General features: G+C 43.2%; 16 protein-coding genes and 1 tRNA gene. 4 read left to right on the forward strand and 13 right to left on the reverse strand.

Annotation, left to right across the window (positions count from 1 at the left end):
* Positions 1 to 46 precede the first annotated feature (46 nt).
* The 5 genes from parE to ZYMOP_RS04110 form a co-directional block, all read right to left on the reverse strand.
* Positions 47 to 2,026 carry a DNA topoisomerase IV subunit B gene (gene parE / locus ZYMOP_RS04090; protein ID WP_013934093.1) on the reverse strand — a complete coding sequence of 660 codons (1,980 nt, stop codon included), beginning with the start codon at positions 2,024 to 2,026 and terminating at the stop codon, positions 47 to 49.
* A gap of 62 nt (positions 2,027 to 2,088) precedes the next feature.
* Positions 2,089 to 3,015 carry an Hsp33 family molecular chaperone HslO gene (gene hslO / locus ZYMOP_RS04095; RefSeq protein WP_013934094.1) on the reverse strand — a complete coding sequence of 309 codons (927 nt, stop codon included), beginning with the start codon at positions 3,013 to 3,015 and terminating at the stop codon, positions 2,089 to 2,091.
* Between the two features lie 135 nt (positions 3,016 to 3,150).
* Positions 3,151 to 4,095, reverse strand: a complete 945-nt coding sequence (argF, locus tag ZYMOP_RS04100) for an ornithine carbamoyltransferase (RefSeq protein ID WP_013934095.1) — start codon at positions 4,093 to 4,095, stop codon at positions 3,151 to 3,153.
* 29 nt (positions 4,096 to 4,124) lie between these two features.
* Positions 4,125 to 5,315 (reverse strand): aspartate aminotransferase family protein, encoded by a 1,191-nt coding sequence (locus tag ZYMOP_RS04105; protein WP_013934096.1) that lies wholly within the window; start codon positions 5,313 to 5,315, stop codon positions 4,125 to 4,127.
* A gap of 236 nt (positions 5,316 to 5,551) precedes the next feature.
* Complete coding sequence (locus tag ZYMOP_RS04110; protein WP_013934097.1) at positions 5,552 to 6,217, reverse strand: GcrA family cell cycle regulator; 666 nt, start codon at positions 6,215 to 6,217, stop codon at positions 5,552 to 5,554.
* A gap of 156 nt (positions 6,218 to 6,373) precedes the next feature.
* Between ZYMOP_RS04110 and ZYMOP_RS04115 the strand changes: the two genes are divergently transcribed.
* Complete coding sequence (locus tag ZYMOP_RS04115) at positions 6,374 to 7,195, forward strand: ABC transporter permease (protein ID WP_013934098.1); 822 nt, start codon at positions 6,374 to 6,376, stop codon at positions 7,193 to 7,195.
* Between the two features lie 129 nt (positions 7,196 to 7,324).
* Here the strand turns inward: ZYMOP_RS04115 and clpA are convergent, their stop codons facing one another.
* Positions 7,325 to 9,646: an ATP-dependent Clp protease ATP-binding subunit ClpA gene (gene clpA / locus ZYMOP_RS04120; RefSeq protein WP_013934099.1), complete on the reverse strand. Its 2,322-nt coding sequence runs from the start codon at positions 9,644 to 9,646 to the stop codon at positions 7,325 to 7,327.
* Between the two features lie 700 nt (positions 9,647 to 10,346).
* Positions 10,347 to 10,420 (reverse strand) — tRNA-Gln (locus ZYMOP_RS04125).
* 193 nt (positions 10,421 to 10,613) lie between these two features.
* On the opposite strand from ZYMOP_RS04125, the gene ZYMOP_RS04130 reads away from it, so the two are divergent.
* From ZYMOP_RS04130 to ZYMOP_RS04140, 3 genes are all read left to right on the forward strand, one after another.
* Positions 10,614 to 11,714 (forward strand): Ppx/GppA phosphatase family protein, encoded by a 1,101-nt coding sequence (locus ZYMOP_RS04130; RefSeq protein ID WP_013934100.1) that lies wholly within the window; start codon positions 10,614 to 10,616, stop codon positions 11,712 to 11,714.
* Positions 11,714 to 12,391: an RlmE family RNA methyltransferase gene (locus tag ZYMOP_RS04135; protein ID WP_013934101.1), complete on the forward strand. Its 678-nt coding sequence runs from the start codon at positions 11,714 to 11,716 to the stop codon at positions 12,389 to 12,391. Before ZYMOP_RS04130 ends, ZYMOP_RS04135 begins: the two co-directional genes overlap by 1 nt.
* 228 nt (positions 12,392 to 12,619) lie before the next feature.
* Positions 12,620 to 14,686: a putative bifunctional diguanylate cyclase/phosphodiesterase gene (locus ZYMOP_RS04140; RefSeq protein ID WP_013934102.1), complete on the forward strand. Its 2,067-nt coding sequence runs from the start codon at positions 12,620 to 12,622 to the stop codon at positions 14,684 to 14,686.
* A 37-nt stretch (positions 14,687 to 14,723) separates the two neighbouring features.
* On the opposite strand, the gene ZYMOP_RS04145 is transcribed toward ZYMOP_RS04140, so the two are convergent.
* From ZYMOP_RS04145 to ZYMOP_RS04170, 6 genes are all read right to left on the reverse strand, one after another.
* Positions 14,724 to 17,378, reverse strand: a complete 2,655-nt coding sequence (locus ZYMOP_RS04145) for a hypothetical protein (RefSeq protein ID WP_013934103.1) — start codon at positions 17,376 to 17,378, stop codon at positions 14,724 to 14,726.
* A 4-nt stretch (positions 17,379 to 17,382) separates the two neighbouring features.
* Complete coding sequence (locus tag ZYMOP_RS04150; RefSeq protein WP_013934104.1) at positions 17,383 to 18,498, reverse strand: tail fiber domain-containing protein; 1,116 nt, start codon at positions 18,496 to 18,498, stop codon at positions 17,383 to 17,385.
* A 5-nt stretch (positions 18,499 to 18,503) separates the two neighbouring features.
* Positions 18,504 to 18,881 carry a carboxypeptidase-like regulatory domain-containing protein gene (locus ZYMOP_RS04155; protein WP_013934105.1) on the reverse strand — a complete coding sequence of 126 codons (378 nt, stop codon included), beginning with the start codon at positions 18,879 to 18,881 and terminating at the stop codon, positions 18,504 to 18,506.
* A gap of 6 nt (positions 18,882 to 18,887) precedes the next feature.
* Positions 18,888 to 19,334 carry a hypothetical protein gene (locus tag ZYMOP_RS04160; RefSeq protein WP_013934106.1) on the reverse strand — a complete coding sequence of 149 codons (447 nt, stop codon included), beginning with the start codon at positions 19,332 to 19,334 and terminating at the stop codon, positions 18,888 to 18,890.
* On the reverse strand, positions 19,331 to 19,699 hold the full coding sequence (locus ZYMOP_RS04165; RefSeq protein WP_013934107.1) for a hypothetical protein: 369 nt from the start codon (positions 19,697 to 19,699) through the stop codon (positions 19,331 to 19,333). The genes ZYMOP_RS04160 and ZYMOP_RS04165 overlap by 4 nt, the downstream gene beginning before the upstream one ends.
* Before the next feature lie 228 nt (positions 19,700 to 19,927).
* Positions 19,928 to 20,635, reverse strand: coding sequence for a hypothetical protein (locus ZYMOP_RS04170; RefSeq protein ID WP_252507447.1), 708 nt, complete (start codon positions 20,633 to 20,635; stop codon positions 19,928 to 19,930).
* Between the last annotated feature and the right edge of the window lie 2 nt (positions 20,636 to 20,637).

Raw genomic sequence — 20,637 nt, forward strand, 5'->3', positions numbered from 1 at the left:
ACAAAAGATGCCGCTTGGTTTGTAATGATGTCCAAAATCCTTTGGGCTAAATATCCATCGCCGATTCATCAAACTGCGCCGCGTTCTCCTGAATAAAAGAAAAACGATGCTCTGGTTGACGTCCCATCAGGCGTTCAACTAAATCGGCTACAGATCTGTCTTGAGAATCTTCAGGCAAAACGACTCTTAATAAACTGCGCGTTTCAGGATTCATGGTAGTTTCCCGTAATTGCTGGGGATTCATTTCACCTAAGCCCTTAAAACGCGCAACTTCAACTTTGCGGCCTTTAAAAAGGGTCTTCTCTAATTTTGCCCGATGCGCGTCATCTTGTGCATAGACCGTTTTTGCCCCTGATTTTAAACGATAAAGCGGTGGTTGTGCTAAATAGATATGGCCTCTTCGGACAATGGCAGACATTTCCCGAAAGAAAAAAGTCATAAGTAAGGTTGCAATATGGGCCCCATCAACATCGGCATCAGACATAATAATAATACGCTCATAGCGTAAAGCCTCTGGGTCGCAACGATCGCGCACCCCACAACCTAAGGCTTGCGTAATATCTGCGATTTCCTGATTGGCTAAAATCTTAGCATGAGTCGCCGAGGCTACATTTAAAATTTTACCTCTGATCGGTAGAATAGCTTGTATTTTTCGATCGCGGGCTTGTTTTGCTGATCCTCCAGCAGAATCACCTTCAACGATAAATATTTCGGTATTTTCAGCAGCGTCTTGAGTGCAATCAGTCAATTTCCCCGGCAAGCGTAACTTACGAGAAGCCGTGACCGTCTTACGTTTAATATCACGTTCGGCACGCCGCTTGAGACGCTCATCCATCCGTTCCAGAATAAAGCCGATTAAAGCCCGTCCCCGTTCCATATCATCCGTTAAAAAATGATCGAAATAATCACGAATGGCTTTTTCAACCAATCCGGTAACCTGCGGATTAGTTAAACGATCTTTGGTCTGACTTTGAAATTGGGGTTCCCGAATAAATAAAGATAACATTATTTCTGCACCAGGGATGACATCTTCCGGTGCAATATCCTTAGCTTTTTTCTGGCCGATTAATTCCCCAAAAGCCCGTAATCCACGAACCAAGGCTAGACGTAACCCTTGCTCATGCGTTCCCCCATCGGGGGTAGGAATGGTATTACAATAATAGAGGGTGGACCCCTCTGACCACAAAGGCCATGCGACGGCCCATTCGACAGAGCCTTCGTTATCGGGAAAAGTTTGACGCCCCACAAAAAAATCACGGGTAGCACATTCACGCTTCCCGATTTCTTCTTTTAAGCAATCAGCTAATCCACCTGGAAAATGGAAAACCGCTTTCTCAGGGATTTCTTCACTGGCAAGTGAAGGATCACAGCGCCAGATAATTTCAACACCCGCAAATAAATAGGCCTTGGATCGAACCAAGCGATATAATCTTGCTGGCTTGAAACTAATGGATTTACCGAAAATTTCATGGTCAGGAACAAAAGTTACTGAAGTACCCCGACGATTAGGCGCATTACCAATTTTTTCAAGGGAACCTTGCGCCTTTCCTCGGACGAAGGTCTGACGATAAAGCAGCCGGTTTCGGGCTACCTCTACGATAGTTTCCGACGATAAGGCATTAACAACTGAAATACCGACCCCATGCAATCCGCCGGAAGTAGCATAGGCCTTATTAGAAAATTTTCCGCCAGAATGAAGCGTAGTTAAAATCACCTCTAAGGCAGACTTATCAGGAAAGCGAGGATGGGGATCGACCGGAATACCTCGACCATTATCGGTAATAGTCAGACGATTATGAATACCCAAGGTAACTTCAATACGGGTGGCATGGCCAGCCACCGCTTCATCCATAGCATTATCAAGCACTTCGGCGGCAAGATGATGAAAAGCCCTCTCATCCGTGCCACCGATATACATACCAGGGCGCCGTCGTATCGGTTCTAAACCTTCTAAAACTTCAATCGAAGCAGCATTATACTCATCAGAAACAGAGGATGGGGCGGCGGCAAAAAGATCGTCTGACATATTTAAAGCTTTATAGATTATTTTTATGGCTGGAAAAAGCCGCCACCACAAAAAGCTTTTGTCTATTTATCAACGGCGGGGAAAGTGTAATGGCGGCCACAAAATTCACAGTCGATTTGGATAAGGCCATTTTCATCGCCCATCTCTAAACGTTGTTCTTCTGGGAAACGCATAATAATTTCTTTGAAATGGGCTTCACCACACCGGCAAGCTGTAGAAAGGGCTTTGGTCTCGGTAATTCTTATAGGCTTTTCTTCATGGAAAAGTCGCCAAATAATATCTTCACAGCTTAAGGCGCTTTCTGTCAATTCTTCTGGTTTAATAGTCTGTCCCAAAGCACTGACATGATCCCATGCAGGGTTATCAAGTCCGGTATGAGTTAACCGTTCCCCCTCGACCTCATTTTTGGGTAAATGTTGAAGTAATATGCCCCCAGCAATCCAGCCCTGTGCGGCTTTTGGGGGTTGAATGGCAACCCGTGCCAAAGTTGGAATTTGTTCAGATTGAACAAAATAATTTTCGACTGCTGCTGTTAAAGAGTCGCCCGTTAAAGCAACAATACCTTGATAGCGTTCCTTTGTTATCGCCTGATCAAAAATAATAGCCAGATAGCCTTCGCCGACAACCTCTTTCAAGGAAGCATTCATCTCTAAATTTTCGACTTTATCCCGATCAAAATTAAGATAGCCTCTAAGAACACCATTGCGATAATCACAGACTAACAAGTCCAAAATTCCGCCTTCAGCTCTTATTTGTAAGGTTAATTGGCTCTCGTCCCCTTCTAGCAAAGAACCCAATAACGCTGTTAAAGTTAAGGCTTCTGCCAAAAAACGCGCAATGGCTAAGGGATAGCTATGATAAGATAGTATCTCGTCCAATACCGTGTTCAAACGAACGATACGCCCGCGCGCATCCAAGGCTGGCAGGGTAAAACTTAAGTATCGATCAAGACTATTAGACGGACTGTCCAACGGATCATTTCCACTCATTTATACCTCACAGAAGCCTGCTTATAAAAAGTAAGCCGACAAAATTGTCGGCTCACTCTCTAATATAATTTCAATAGCGCTCATTACACCCCAAAGCTGTCATTATACCCAAGCTTTAGCAATCCATTGATTGTATTAAGCGGATAAATGGCCAAGGGACCATAACAAAACCGATTTTTGAGCATGAAGGCGATTTTCTGCTTCATCCCATACAACAGAATGTGGGCCATCGATAACGGCATCGACAACCTCTTCTCCACGATGAGCCGGCAGACAATGAAGGAATAAAGCCTGATCACCGGCATGGGCCATCAAGGCCTCATTAACCTGATAAGGCTGCATAGCCTTTATCTTGGCCTCGGCATGGGCTTGCCCCATAGAAACCCATGTATCGGTTACAATAACATCGGCGCCTTTAACCGCAGCGAAAGGATCATGGGTAACTTCAACATTACCCCCGTTCTTTCGAGCAGCAGCCACTAAATCGGGATTAGGCTCATAACCGGCAGGGCACGCGGCAATTACCGAAAAACCCATCATACTGCTAGCTTCGATAATAGAGTGCAATACGTTATTGCCATCCCCTAACCATGCCCAGCGTGTACCTTCTAGCTGGCCTTTATGTTCAATCACTGTCAACATGTCAGCCAGAATCTGGCAGGGATGGGATAAATCGGTTAGGCCATTAATAACGGGTACCGTCGCATATTCTGCCAAAGTTTCAATTTTGGTATGCTCATCCGTGCGGATCATAATAGCATCGACATAACGCGATAAAACTCGCGCTGTATCAGGAATGGTTTCGCCACGACCGATCTGCATAGAACCCGATTCCATGACAATGGTCGTGCCACCAAGCTGACGCATCCCGACATCAAAAGAGACGCGTGTTCGGGTAGAATTTTTTTCAAAAATCATACCTAAAATAGACCCCGATAAAGGGGCATCAGCATCAACTCTACCTTTTGGCCAAGTGGCACGCGCTTTTTTACGTGCCAGCGCATCAGCTAACATAGCTTTAATGGCAGCGGGACCTGCATCCGCAAAATTCAAAAAATGACGACGTTTGGAATGCGCCACAACAAATACCTTTATATTATCACCTAAAATCAGGCCGCCGCTGCTGGAGAATAACTTTTTAAGCCAGCTTCCAACTTTTCGATAAATTCAGCGATGTGTTTTTCTTCGATAACTAAAGGCGGTAATATCCGGATGACATTATCAGCGGCAGCTACCGTTAACAGAGCATGATTATCTCTTAGATGGGCAACAAAGTCGCGCGGCTGCACGGTTACTTTAATGCCCCGGATCAATCCTCGGCCCCGAGCTTCGAGACAAAGTTCAGGATATTTTTTGACCAGTTCGTTCAGCTTTTCTTCTAAGATTTTGCCCATCTTAATAACATGATCAAAGAAGCCGTCTTCCATAATCACGTCAAGAATGGCCTGACCGGCCGCCATAGCCAGAGGATTGCCGCCATAAGTAGAGCCATGCGTACCGAATACCATACCTTGTGCCGCATATTCAGTTGCTAAACAGGCCCCTAATGGAAATCCGCCGCCGATGCCTTTTGCCACAGCCATAATATCAGGCGTGAGGCCATATTGTTCATGCGCAAAGAAGGTTCCAGAGCGTCCATACCCGCATTGTACTTCGTCAAAAATCAGCATCAGGCCTTTTTCGTCGCAAATCCGACGCAGGCCATGAAGGAATTCATCGGTTGCCGGACGAATGCCGCCTTCACCTTGAATAGGTTCTACCAAGAACCCTGCTGTATGATCATCAACTGCCGCTTCTGCTGCGGCAAGGTCGTTGAAATTCAAGACTTCAAACCCCGGAAGCAAAGGTTCAAAGCCATCCCGCATTTTCGGTTGATTGGTAGCAGAAATAGCCCCCAGCGTACGACCATGGAAAGCATTTGAAAAGGCAATCAGCTTAGTACGCTGAGGATTGCCGGTGACATAGTGGAAACGACGGGCGGTCTTAATTGCACATTCAATCGCTTCAACGCCTGAATTGGTAAAAAAAACGGTATCGGCAAAGCAATGCTTTAATAAACGCTTAGCAAAAGCCTCACCCTGTGGGGAACCATAAAGATTCGACACATGCATTAAGGTCGCCGTTTGCTCTTGAATGGCTTTTACAAGATGAGGATGACCATGACCTAAAATATTAACAGCAATACCACTGGCAAAATCCAGATAACGATCCCCGTTTTCACTGATTAAATAACAGCCCTCACCGCGTACCGGACGTACGGCACAACGAGGATAGACAGGCATTAGTGGCGCTATGGCCATCTTTTATTCTCCCTATCAACTAGGCCGGACGCTGGCAGGATGCCGCGTCAGGCGTAGGATTAACCAAAGAAAAAAGGCAGCCCACAGGCTGCCAATAATCAAAATTTATACGCATAGTGTTACTAAGGTGCAACCCCGTGTGCCTATAACTTTTTAGCAAAAATATGGATTCCACCCTGTATAATATAATTCCTTTATGCCTCATCAATATCCCGATGCACTAAAGGCGTATTTTCTTAAGATCGATTACGAGGAAAAGGTATTTGGGGCGTGGGCCGCCGATCACGGCGTGGTAACTGCGCCTGATAAGCCACTGAACAATGTTCAAGACAATAGGGAAAACCGGGGTTAACAGGCTTGCCACAAAAATGGAAATCGGGTTCACCCGGATGTCCCATAGGCCATTTACAGATACGATCGGTCAAATCCAAAAGCGACGTCTTATCTGCAATTTCCGGTGATGGTTTCGCAGGGACTAAACGACGGGGCGGTGCCGGTGGAATGGGGGCTGTCTGCTCACCGGGAACCTGACGCTGAAAGCCACCCGGTCCAATAGAACGAATTATTGTATGAGTAGCCTTTTTTTCTTCCACTTGCGGGGCAACGATCGGTTCTGGTGCTTTGACTATTCTTGTTGCTTTTGGCTGTTCGATCGTTGGCTGCACGGGTGCCGTTCTAGCCGTGGATTTTATATCTTCTTTTTCTTTATGCGTATGATCAGATGTATCATGATGATCACTGTTTTTAACAGGAGAAGGCCGTGCCTGTAATCCCAATCGATGCGCTTTGCCTATAACAGCATTACGACTGACATCGCCCAGTTTTTCAGCGATTTGACTGGCAGTATCACCCGCTTCCCATAATTTTTTTAACTGCTCGATTCGTTCTTCGGTCCAGGCCATTTCATTCCTCGCAATCTATTGATTAAGCCGACCTAATGCATAATCAAGCCGGTTGTTTTCTTGTTTTACATTTTTCAATGTAAATTTATTTAAGCTGGGGCACTTCCCGGTAGGAACAGACTTGCAGCCAAAGCGAACAAGCTTTAGCGAAAAGATATGGTCAAACTGTCTTCCACTAGTCAACGCCCTTTTGGTAAAGCCACAATAACTTCTATCAATTGGGAAGGTCTTTACGCCCTCTATGTGAAGGAGGTAAGACGCTTCTTCAAGGTGCAAATGCAGACAATCTGGGCACCTGTCATGTCGACCTTGTTATTTTTAGTCATTTTTACCGTTGCATTGGGGGGCGGTCACAAAACACTGGGATGGGATTTTGCAGCCTTTGTTGCCCCAGGTCTTATTGCCATGGGCATGATGCAAAATGCCTTTGCTAATGCCAGTTTCTCACTTTTAGTAGGCAAAATGCAAGGTACTATTTTAGATTATCTTATTCCTCCTATCGGATCCAAAGAGCTAATAGCAGCCTTATTGGGGGCTGCAATGACACGGGCTTTTTTGGTGGGCTTCTTTTTGTGGTTAGCCATGGCTTTTTGGCCCCATGTTCATTACAATCCTATGCATATAGGCGCTGTCTTTTTGTTCGGTTTTCTAGGGGCTATGATGCTAGCGCTTATTGGTCTGCTCACTTCTGTCTGGGCCGATAAATATGATCATGCAGCTTCAGTTTCTAATTTCATTATTCAACCATTGGCACTTCTTTCCGGCACATTCTATTCTGTTCATAGCCTACATGGCCTGTTTTATGATTTCAGTACATGGAATCCCTTTTTTCATGTAATCTCAGGTTTTCGTTATGGCTTTATTGATGTTGCAGATGCCAATGTCACGATAAGCGCTAGCATTCTGATTGCAGTTAATATTATTCTTAGCCTCGTAGCCTATTTTTTAATTGCGCGCGGCTGGAAGTTAAAATCCTGATTCTACCCTTAGATAATATAGCAAGTGATATACAGAAAAACGGATCCGGTATAAACCAGATCCGTTTTTTATAGCGCAAATGAAGAGAGTGATGGGCTAAGGTTATCAGCCCATCTTCTCTATGAAGGATTATTCACTGGCAGCTTCACTGGCCTTTTTACTACTTTTAGCCTTTTTGCTGATGGAAGGCGCGCCTGGGACGATTTCAAAGCTAGGTTCATTGTCTTTCATATGAACTTTTACTTCACCACCATCTACGAGCTTCCCAAACAGTAATTCTTCTGCCAATGGCTGTTTGATCTTCTCTTGAATCAGGCGGCCCATTGGGCGGGCACCATAAAGACGATCATAGCCTTTTTTACCCAACCATTCGCGCGCTTCGTCATCAAAAGCGATGTCAACCTTCCGGTCTGCCAACTGGATTTCAAGTTCAAGGATGAACTTATCAACCACACGCTGGATCATATCCGGCGACAGATAGCTAAAGGGAACGATCGCATCCAGACGATTACGAAATTCTGGTGTAAACATCGTTTTAATCGCCTCGTAATCTTCACCCTCACGCGTGAGATCACCAAAACCAATCGTTTCCCGTGCCATGTCAGAGGCACCCGCATTACTTGTCATAATCAAAATAACGTTACGGAAATCGACCGTTTTTCCATGAGGGTCAGTCAGCTTTCCGTTATCCATCACCTGCAACAAGATATTGAAGAGATCAGGATGCGCTTTTTCAATTTCATCCAATAACAAGACCGAATGTGGATTCTGCTCGATGGCATCCGTTAAGAGGCCGCCCTGATCATAACCGACATAACCCGGAGGTGCACCGATCAAACGGCTGACAGAATGACGCTCCATATATTCAGACATATCAAAGCGTTTCAGCGGAATGCCTAACAGCGAAGCCAACTGACGTGCCACTTCTGTTTTACCAACCCCGGTTGGACCAGAGAACAGATAGTTACCAATGGGCTTATGCGGATCGCGTAAACCTGCACGGCTTAACTTAATGGCAGAAGCCAAAGTTTTAATGGCCTTATCCTGACCAAAGACCACACGCTTCAGATCAGTTTCAAGGTTAGCCAATACCTGACTATCATCATTGGACACTGATTTCGGTGGGATGCGTGCCATAGTAGCTACGACCGCTTCTACTTCTTTTGCCGAGATAACCTTACGTCTTTTAGACGGTGCTACCAACATCTGGGCAGCCCCTACTTCATCAATGACATCAATGGCCTTGTCAGGTAATTTCCGATCATTAATGTAACGTGCGGAAAGCTCTACCGCTGAGCGGATAGCATCCGAGGTATAGCGCACATTGTGATGCTGCTCGAAAGAAGGCCGCAATCCCGAAAGGATCTTGACGGCATCCTCTATAGACGGCTCAACCACATCGATTTTCTGGAACCGCCGCAAAAGCGCTCTGTCTTTTTCAAAGTGATTCCGAAATTCTTTATAGGTTGTTGAACCGATACAACGGATAGCACCACTCGATAACGCCGGTTTCAAGAGGTTAGAAGCGTCCATTGCTCCGCCAGAAGTCGCGCCTGCCCCAATGATGGTATGAATCTCATCAATAAACAGAACCGCTTTTGGCTGCTTTTGAAGTTCAGACACAACGGCCTTCAAACGTTCTTCAAAATCACCCCGATACCGAGTACCCGCTAATAGCGCGCCCATATCCAAAGAATAAATGATCGTGCCTTTTAAGACTTCTGGCACTTGATCTTCAATAATCTTACGGGCGAGTCCTTCCGCAATGGCCGTCTTTCCAACGCCTGGATCGCCGACATAAAGCGGATTATTTTTAGAACGCCGACATAATATCTGAATAGTGCGATCAACTTCGGCAGACCGACCGATCAAAGGATCAATGCGCCCAATTTCGGCTTTCTCATTCAGATTAACCGTGAACTGCTTCAAAGCGCTCTCATTCTTTTTAGCGACTTCAGCAGGACGCTGCGGTGCTTTTTCTTCCTCATTCTGGGTTTCAGGCGTTGCAAGTCCACCTTTTCCCACACCATGACTTAAAAAGCTTACAGCATCCAAGCGGCTCATATCCTGCTGCTGGAGGAAGTAAACCGCATAGCTTTCACGCTCGGAGAATAAAGCGACTAAAACATTCGCCCCCGTGACTTCATCGCGTCCCGATGATTGGACATGCAAAATAGCCCGCTGAATAACACGCTGGAAACCGCTTGTTGGCGAGGGATCACTGTTCCCCTCAATTTTCAAAGCATCCAGTTCAGTATCTAGATAGGTGGTAATAGAGCGCTTTAATTCAGCAAGATCAACGCCACAGCCTGCCATGACCTTCGACGCATGTTCGTCGTCAATCAAAGCCAGCAACAAATGTTCCAGCATAGCATATTCATGGTGACGGCGGCTAGCAATCGCAAGCGCATTATGAAGTGTCTGCTCAAGGGCTTTGGCAAAAGATGGCATATTCCCACTCCCTATTCCTAATGCATCGGATAAAAATCCGATGCCTAACAACTCGTACTATTCAGTATATTGGTATGGCCTATCCATTTATCAACACAATGAATTATCAATAATCGAAAAATAAAACAAAAAACATATTTACTTTATAAAAATGCGGATTTTAACCAGCATCGACTATAAAAACTCAGGGCAAATCCTCTGCCATAAAAAGCTGTTTGTAGCATTTAAGGATACTCCTGAAATTTCCTGAAGGAATAGAGAAACTAAATCGAGAACCCCTATAACGCCTGAACGATAGAAGGATTTTTTGTTTTTAGAATAATCCGATTCCACAGAGAATAAGGTTGACGTTCCTTATCGTGAAGTCAATAGAACATTAAAAAATAAGCACGTAAAAATAGCGCTAATAAGAAAAAATATTACAATAACAGTCATTAATTTTAGACATAAAGAATATTTTTTGAGAAAAATTTAAATTAAATAATAATTAAAAATAGAGTATCTTGTATTAGATACAGATTATAAATCTAAAATAATAACTGTAATTATATAGAGTTATCAGCAAAAAATTCTTAAGAACGTTGAGAGATTCACTTATTCTCATTTTGAGAAATACAGAATTTTTATCTACTTTTTGGAATGTGTTCTTAGAAGTCTTTGAATATCTTAAAAATCAGATATTTTATTCGATAATGTAATCTGGATGCCCCGTGTGGATTCGAACCACAATTGACGGAGTCAGAGTCCGTAGTCTTACCTTTAGACGACGGGGCAACAGTTGAGCTGCGAACTAATGCGGCAATAAGCTGCTGTCAACCCTCTTCCCCAAAATTACCTCATTTTCATAAAAAATCCTTCCCTCTTCAAACAGGTAGGATGCTTGCCGCCAGCGGTTCGCCGCTATACTATCCTTGTAACAAATCGGTAATTTTGCCTTTTATTTTTTACTATGTAGGACAAGACGATTATGGCCCCACAGAAGTTTAGGGCCGTTCCGACTTTTAAACAACGGTCGGGCGGCCGTTATCCGTCCGTACCCGATCTCGCCGAATCTCCTAAGAATCCTTGTGTTACCGCTCGTCCTCGTATTTATGGGGCACTTGATCTTGGCACTAATAATTGTCGTCTTTTAATCGCCCGCGCAGAAAAACGTGATTTTATGGTTGTTGATGCTTTTTCTCGCATCGTTCGCCTTGGAGAAGGGTTAGCCGCCAGTCAACGCCTATCCGATGCCGCTGTTGAACGCGCCTTGGGCGCTTTATCTATATGTGCCGAGAAACTGAGAAGACGTAATGTTTTTTTAGTGCGCTCTGTAGCGACTGAGGCCTGCCGGAGTGCTTTAAACGGCCAGCAATTTGTTCAGCGTGTTTATAAAGAAACCGGTATTATACTGGAAATAATCTCGGCTGAACAAGAAGCCCAACTAGCCGTGCTCGGCTGCCACATGTTACTGACGCATAAAGATATTCCCTCTCTTATTTTCGACATCGGCGGTGGATCAACCGAGCTTATTTTGACGATGAGCGATCATAACGGTCCAAAAGTATTAGACTGGATTTCAGTACCTTGGGGCGTCGTGTCTTTAACAGAAAGCCTGGGTTATCGGGGAGAAAGCCGGACTGAACGTACGCACGCCTATCAGGCAATGAAAGAATGCGTTAAAAAAATCTTTAACGCTTTTGCAGATAGGTTAACCAAACAAAAACTTGCCCCTCGTAGTTTACTTGGGACAAGTGGCACCGTTGCGACATTGGGAAGTATTTATCTGGATTTACCTCGCTATGATCGCCGTATGGTTGATGGTTTGATAGCACCCACTTCTGCGCTTCGAAAAATAAGTCAGGCTCTTTCTATAATGTCTGTTAAGGAAAGAGCCAAAATAGCTTGTATTGGCGAAGATAGAGCAGATTTGATCGTAGCTGGCTGTGCTATTTTGGACGCCATTGTTGAAATATGGCCGATCACAACCGTTCACATCGCTGATCGGGGTATAAGAGAAGGTATATTACGCGACCTTATTGCCCGCTATGGATGTTATCGCAGACCCTTCAATCGAGAGAGATTTTAATGAAAAGTCCAGGCCATCAACGGGTAAAAACGGCACGCAGAAGAACAGCGGCATCCACCCGTTGGTTAGAGCGTCAACTTAACGATCCTTATGTCCAAAAAGCGCAAAGTGAAGGGTATCGTTCGCGGGCAGCCTATAAATTATTAGAACTTGATGAACGCTTTTCCTTATTAAAAGGGGCAAAGCGTATCATCGATTTGGGTATTGCCCCAGGGGGCTGGAGTCAGGTTGCAAGAAAAAAAGCACCCCAAGCCAAAATTGTCGGCATTGATCTTTTAGAGGCCGCGCCCATTGAAGGGGTCACTATTTTTCAAAATGATTTTACCGATCCAGTGGCACAGCAACACCTCATCGAAGCCTTAGGCGGTGCTGCCGATCTCGTTCTTTCCGATATGGCTGCCAATACTATCGGCCATGCTAGAACCGATCATCTACGAACAATGGCGCTTGTTGAAGAGGCTGCTATTTTCGCCAGTGAAACGCTTCACGAGGGAGGATCTTTTGTCGCCAAGGTTTTGGCTGGCGGTGCTGACAATGACTTAGTCGCGCTTTTAAAGCGTCTTTTTGGTCACGTAAAACATGCCAAACCCCCTGCCAGTCGTCGGGAATCTTCGGAATGGTATGTCATTGCACAAAATTTCAAAGGGATTCCGTTTAATCAAGAAAACGATATTTAGTATATTAATATAAAAATGTTATTTTAATAAAAAAAATTATTTATATTTATAATATAATGTCTTTAATAAAGATTAACATTCTTATAAAACAATTTTTAATCCTTTAAACCTTAAATAGATACTGAACCACGTAACACCAGATAAATTCGGCCTACACCCTAATGATGCAATACTATTGTGAGAAATTTTAGGCATTAGATTTGGGTGGGCTGAACAGGGGATGTGAGCATGTCTATCAGGGATAAAACTTTGTCCTCTGACATCAATAATTTTCCAAGATATAGGATGGTGCTTTCTTGTAAAGCGGCGTCCCTGCTGGATTACATCCAAACTCAACACGATAATTTCATAAAATTAGTCAATGGTTATAAACAGAATATAATTTCTAATAAATTTGATATACGATCTAAGCGTATTTTAACGATATGTTTAATGTTCGCCTTTATTTCTGCAAATAGTTATTTTTTATTAAAAAATTTGATAAATTATTCCACAAGAAATAATGTTATTATATTTTTATTAACGGTAAGTTTTTGCAGTATGCTACTTTTTGGACATCATCGCCAGAAACAAAAAGCGCAGGATGTTTTGTCCAAAAATCCCATAAATTTTTTATGTTTTCTGGCACAGATAACCTTTGTTACATTCATAACAATACCATTTATTCTTTATATTCACGCATCACAAAATAATATCTTTAGTGATATTATATTCCCGTTTATGCCTACTCTAATATTCGGACTTTTTTGTATTTATCATTTTAGAGTATCATCTTTCATTATATTTTTTATAAGTCAGATAATATTTCTTTTAAAAGAATTTAACTTTGTATCGCAAAATATTTATTTTACTTTAGAAGGTGTCGAATTTTTTACCTGTAATATCATTATACTCGCTGTCTTCGATTATTATCGGACATCCTCATTTTTTGCTTTTCATGAAAAAACAACATCGCATCGCTCAAAAGAAATAATTGCGTCTATTACCCAAGAAAATCAGCAGGCTGCTTATTGTGATCCGATTACTGGGCTAGCCAATCGGCGCCAATTCTTTGTAGATCTAAAAGCTATTAATACCCCCTGTAAACATGATGGCATCCCTTTTTCGGTCGGTATTATCGACATTGATAGTTTTAAAAGAACCAATGAAATTTATGGCCATGATATAGGGGACATCATTCTTGATAGGATTGGTCACAGACTATGTCTTGCCCTGCAACAGCAGGCGCTTGTCTATCGAATAGGTAATGATGAATTCGGTTTCATTCTGCCCGGCAATAAAGATAGAAATATTTTAAGTCAGCAAGCAACGCATATTGTGACTGCGATTACCCATCCTATTCGGGTTCACAATAATAATATTATTATTAGCTGTTCAGTGGGTTGTGCAATGTCTTATCTTCATACAGCGGACAGCACCCAAATATTTGAACATGCTGATTATGCCCTTTATCATGCCAAGCGGGGCGGACAAGGACAAGTTGTTGTCTTTGATGTAGGTCATGAACTAGAATTACGGGAAATGGCGCTTATTGAACAGGCCATGGAAAAAGCTGATTTCGAAAAAGAATTTTTCCCTGAATTTCAGCCGATTATAGATGCTAAGAATCATAGAATTGTAGCATTTGAAAGTCTTGCCAGATGGTATAGCCCAAGCTTAGGTTTTATATCAGCAGACAAGTTCATTTCTATTGCCGAACAAACGGGAACCATTACAAGATTAACGCCACTTCTTTTTGAAAAAACCCTAAAAGAAGCTAAAAAATGGCCAACTTCGATTAGAGTTTGCTTTAATCTTTCGGCGTTGGATATTTCTACCGAAAAACAGATAGATCGCCTTATCGACCTTTTAACTCAGTCAGGAATAGCACCTGAACGTATAGAATTTGAATTAACGGAAACAGCTGTAATGCATAATTTTACAGCGGCTTTCATGAATGTCAAAAAACTACAGAAAACTGGTGTCAGCATTGCTTTAGATGATTTTGGTACTGGCTATTCCAGCCTTTCTCATATCCAAAGTTTTCCCATGAACAAGCTGAAAATTGACCGTAGTTTTGTAACAGATTTGCACTATAACAATAAAAATTATAAGATAATAAAATCTATTATCACCTTGTGCCAAGAAATGAACCTGGAGTGCGTTGTTGAAGGTGTGGAATGTGAAGAAGAAGTATTTCTTCTTTCAAATATGGGTATTCATTTTATGCAAGGATATTATTATTCTCGTCCAATGTCTTCAGAAAATGTTATTAATTATATTTCAAAATATGAAAATCTTGATACTATTGACTAAAAATTACTGAAGAAATAGGCACAATCATTAAATATTATTACAAATAAGGACGTAATAAAGCATATAGACTTAAGGCATCAAGAATTTCACCTGCCCAAAAACCATAAAAATGATAGGCCTCCGGTTGAGGAGAATAGCTTCCTGCCATATCGCCGGACGCGACCTGAAAACTATCCAACATACCATAAAGTCGATCAGCAACAGTTAGTGCAATGGTTTTATTATAACCCGCGCTTGCACACCAAAGCGATGCCTTTAAGGCTAAAGCGGTTTGATGAGGATCGTCACCATTTAAATCAGGATCTTCAGCCGCCGCAAAAAGAGCGGGTATGGATCGAGCCTCTGTATGGGTATTTAACCAATTGGCTAACCACTCCAGAAAAGAAGAAGCAATATCGCGCGCTAAAGCTGTCGATTTTTCCGCAGCATTGCCATTAGGGTCAATGCTAACAGATGCATCTACCATTCTCGCCCAATAATCGGCAACATTATGAAAAGCGCGATACTGGAAGCCGCCCCATCCCCAGTTAGGATCAGGCCCATCGAAGACAAAACTATAAGGGCTGCCATATTGTTCGGCATCCCATTGGGCGAAAACGTAACAAGGTACAAAGGGTCCCACGGTCGATTTATTATTTTGCTGCGTATAATGAAGCTGTGAATCATGCATCATCTGCAACATATTAACCGCTTCATCATATTTATTCAGCAGCATCCAAGGAACAGGATTTTGATAGCCCATATAAGCTGGCCCTTGCCATAACCCGCCGCCGCCAGAGGGTGAGCGACCTGACCCAATCGTTGCATGTTGAAAAGGTAATAATCCCGGGAAATAAGGCTGATTAATAGTTCCAGCCTTATCAATATAAACATTTCCTATTTGAAGGTTGATAGCATCAGCAACACTACAAGCTACGTTAGCGGATACAATCTGTAATTGGGGGGGCATAGCGCTCGGCATTTTATTATAAGCGGCAATAATATTTAGGCTTTGCGTGCCTGTCGAAGCTTTATTGAACTGAAACTGGATGGTTTGTATCGGACCACTCGTGTCGGGTGCAGAGGGCAAAGCGGTAGTATTTGTCTGATACCCAGCGAGCGAAAATTTATCCCAAGCAAAACTTGTCAAAGTTGCATCGGCATTAACCGGCAAAACAGTCTGCCAATGCCATCCTGCCGCATCGATAATAATCAATAAAAAATTGGTATCTTGGGTAATATAAGACAAAACCAAAGGGGCCGAGCCTGTCCAGCTTTGATGGGACGCGCTTGTTGAAAAACCTACACCTTGGGTATTGCTGGTTATCTCATAATGACGCGCTATCAAAACGCGGTCCTCCGAAGAGGTTATCGTATCGGTTGTAGCCGTCGCACCCCCATAAACAAAATCGGTATCACCAGGAATCCATTTGGCAACATCTGTATAATCTAAAAAGTCAGCAATAGAAATTGTATAGGTCGAAAGCGCTGTATCGGGGCAAACAATAGCCTCATAATGCTTTTGCTGGTTATCTATTAAAGCGATAGTCACAGAGGCAGGTATGGAAATAGCCGCTTCAAGGGTTACCGCTAGATCAGATGTAACGGTCAAATTTAAGGCATCATTCTGAAAAACCCATCCTAGCCTTTTACTATCATTTGGTAAGTTAAAATAAGCAACGCCCGTAATCTTATCACGACCATAATCACAATACTCAGTAGGCGGTGTATAAGATACACCACCCGCTTGATAGGCATAGAAATAGGTTAAAGGCCAACTGTCATAGGTACCGATAACAGAACGTTTAAAAATATTAGTTTCGGAAGAGGTCAACAGACAGGCATCTTGCCATAACGTCAGCATTGCTCGGTAATAGGATGACCATTCGGCAGCATTCTCGACATCTATCGACTGCATAAGCGCAAAAAGATCGATAAACCAATGAATAGCATCGGAAGCCATAACCTGTTCTGCGGGCATCAAATGGCGCCACATCGGCCAACCTTCAAACTGACTTGCATAGGCAATAGCATCGCTACTATAGAGGGAATAGCTAACGAAATAATCGCCGCTGATACCCGTATTTTTCATCTGGAGCGTGCCTGCCTCTATATCAGTTTGAGGTTGACTATCAGCGGAAAAGGTAACCGTTTCCCCCTGCCCGCTCTGCCAGCGGAAAAGATAGCCATCTCTGTCGATAAAATAATCTATGTCAAAAAACTGACCTTGGGCCAAATTGGCATAGACATTCTGCCACGTCAGACTTCCTTGAAAGACGGCATAAACATTAGCTAAATTATTAGGCAACAAGGCCTTACCGCCAGAAAAAGTGATCGCTTGCCCTACTATCCCATCATAAGCGTGACCATTGGGATTACTAGGCCCTTTTACATCGAAACTATTCCCAGCATTGACAACCCAATGATGATACCACGTCCCATTATCTGGTGGCGTTTTGGTAGCAAAAAAACAGCCTAATGCAGCTTTTATTAAAGTACGGGCATTATTTAAAGCCGCGGCATTACCCGAAGCGAGATAATAACGTGCATAACCCCGCGCTAATAAGACCTGACTTTCACTGGTGGCTGCATCATTAGGCAAATAACCGGCACGCCCTGCCTCCACATGCATGTTATTGCGAACAAGGCCATCACCTGAAACTAGATAAAGATCTGGACGACTGCTGACATAGGGGGCAGGAGATGCGGTCATTGTTTTAGGCCTGCGTTTTTTGCGAAAGTTCAGATTTTAAGGCCGAGATTTCAGCATGCTGTTTTGCTATTTCACGACGCTGCCATGCCGATTCAATGGCCTGACATTCGCTATAGCGTAAGCCATAAGATTCACCTGCTGGCACAGTAACCGATTTATAAATAGGCGTACCATCAGGGTTATGCTGATCGGTTTCTTCCTGCCGCGTGTAGGCATCCCAGCGGTCATGGCAAAGCAACCCTAAAGCTTCAGGATCAAGACCGGCTGATTTAAAAGCTTTTTCTATTTCCTGTGCGATCAGGCCAACATGCCAGCGGGCTTTTTCGCCTTTTTCTTCAATGGCCTTTTTAAATTTAAACTTCTGCCAAACAACCGTGCCCCAGACATCCAACCAGCTATCGGGAATAGCTTCAATACTGTCTTTTTCACGCGCATCAGAAGTGTTGATAGCCCCGTTAGAAGCATAGATTTCTGCCCATTTCTGATTGGGTTGTCCTAACGTGACGACACCATTGGAAGAAGGGAATAGATTACCATCCATTTGTACCGGAGTGTGGAAACAAAAAGCGGTATTAGGACCTTGGAAAGAATAAGCGACGACGGTCGTTTGAGTGTTGTTATAATAAAGGACAAAATTAGCATCATCTTGGAAAGCAGTATTAACACTCCATCCTTGAGCGTTTTTTTGAATAATCTCATTTTTACAGGTAAAAGAAGCTGTCATCTCTCCACCTGTCGTTAAAAGAGGCGATGCACCTCTGACATTGTCGATTTTAGAGACTAACCCGATCCCATCAACATTAGACATATCTTTATTAGCGGGTTCATAGCCAAGTCCGGCTGTAATCTGGCCATAAGACAGGGCCACTTTTTGCTGAAAGACACTCCCATTAAGATTGCTTAAATCAACATTTACGGGTTCATAGCCCAAGGCGTTGATAACACCGGAGTAAGAAAGTTTGCTGTTAATCACAGCAGGATCTGCAATCAAATTTTTCACATAACCAAGCTGTGCTTTATAGGAAGCATAACTGCCTCCTGTTGGGCGCGCAATTTCAAACCAGTCATTATCGGCAACATAGCCGGAATCATTCATATTATTAATATCTGAACTAGACATATTTATTATCCCATTGAATTATTTGAATAATTTTTGATGAATTGTGTTAAATTAGCAGCTGCACTCAAGGCGGTAGTGGCTAAATTATTGTCAGGGGACGTCTGGGCATTTTCAGCATCATGGAGTTCATCGTAAATCTGGACACCAGAAATGCTTAGCTGCACTTTACCACCATAGGTAATTGTCAGCGTATAAAGGCCATCAGGCGCATAAAACTCGAAATAACCTAGGCTATCCGTCCTTAAAGGCTGCGAAATAGGGGTCAGCCCATCATCAGAAAAAAGAGAGGCCAGACTATTATCTGCATTATATAAATAGATCAGCGCTCCGATGACGGGCTTGCCATCAAGGGCACTCGCCACGCTATCAAAATATTTGCGCATGGAGGTTTACCTTGTAAAAATACAGTTGACCTCGACTGAACCGGAAAAGCCATTCTGATCGGTAACATCATCCCGAAAACAGGCGGTTGCTGCATGGGTATGCGGAACACCATCGGCTCGAAAAGTCGTCGTGGCTGAAGAAGGTGAAAGCGCCATAACTTGATCCGCATTGTTAAGACTGACAAGCGACCATTGATGACGATAAGGGGGCACCCCGCCACTAATCTGAACAGTTACGGGCGCCGAGATTACCGGATTATGGCGAGAGTAGCTATTGACGGAAGAGGGCATCGCAGCCACTTGGAGTTGATGATGAAAGATTTCATACAACTGATTATCTTGTCCCCTTATAAGAACACGGCCAAGAGATTGTAAAACCCCCGTTCCATCTCTAACGGCGATACCCCTTATCTGGCGGGTAATAGCATCCTGATCTTTGATAAAAATCGTCATACATAGATCAGCCAGATATCGCCGGGCTGACTGGTGGGATCAGAAGCCTGACTATTGGTTAGATAAATGCGCCCCCCTGAGAAGACTGTATCCGCAAAATAGGGGAAAACACCTTGTCCTTTCTGGCGCAAGATACCCTCAACATCTCCGCCCGTTTCTGATAAGGCCCCAATGGCAGAACGAAAACTAGCCATATCGCCCGAAGCTAAGGCGCTATCCATGCTATTATTAATAGCAGAACGTATTTCGGCCATCATTTCTCGCAAGGCATTATTTATGTTACCCGGTGGACAGCCTTCAGCAATACTAATGCCCCCGATATTACTGTTGCTATCTGCGTTTTGCGACCAATCTGAAAAAGACATAGCGCCGCCCTCCCCCATTTAAATAAGGATAAAATTTCTTATTTTTACGTAATTAAAAAACGGATAACGTAATTATATTGTGGTTTTTATATAATAAAATTACTTCAAAATAATAATATGTAAAAATACAAATATCTTATTTGAAATAAAATCAACGATATAAAATCAACTTCATTATAATTACTTAAAAAATCCTACATTTTAAGACTTTTTTTGATTTTATTTTATTTAAGACAAAGGCCGCATAAGAGGCCTGTTTTTACCTAACAGGGCTTGCTCTGTAAGGCGGCGTTCTGGATCATCAGCGGGTAAATTTATGATACGATTGATCATACGCTCATGTTCACTGAGATTGGGCGTATCAGGATCTCTTAATTGGGAGGTCTCCCCTGTCAGAGGATCAAGTGCCAACACACGGCCATCTGTTCCAAAATGATATTGCGGTTTAGTGGCTTTCATTGCCGCAGTTGATTGCTGTTGGCTCAGTTTTTGAGCTGCTATAGTGGCATTAGCTTCCCGCTGTTGTTGTTGTCCGTTTTGCTGCTCAATCTGCCGATTATGTTCCATTACAGAAGGAAGATAAAGCGGATAACGACCATTGGCGAGCAATAAAGCATCCCCTATAATACCAGCGATACGCTGCCCCGCCCCGCCAGAAGAAAAGAAAGACGGATGAGAAGCCAATTTCGAGGTTGAAGAAGTATCCTCTTGCACTGGAAAAGAGACGTTATCCGGTGACGCTTGAAAATAAGCTGCCGTCTTAGGCAAAGCGCTAGAAAGATCAGGCGATATAGAATTGCTTATTGGGTTATTTGAATTTCCAAACGAGGTAGAAGAAACAGAAGGCGAAGAATCCGAAAAAACAGGGCTATTTTGTAGGCTGTTTAAAGCGTTTTCCAGACTATTATTGTCCTGTTGAAGAGTATTGCCGAACATAG

Origin of the sequence: Zymomonas mobilis subsp. pomaceae ATCC 29192 (assembly GCF_000218875.1) — a bacterium.
In the GTDB taxonomy this organism is placed as follows: domain Bacteria; phylum Pseudomonadota; class Alphaproteobacteria; order Sphingomonadales; family Sphingomonadaceae; genus Zymomonas; species Zymomonas pomaceae.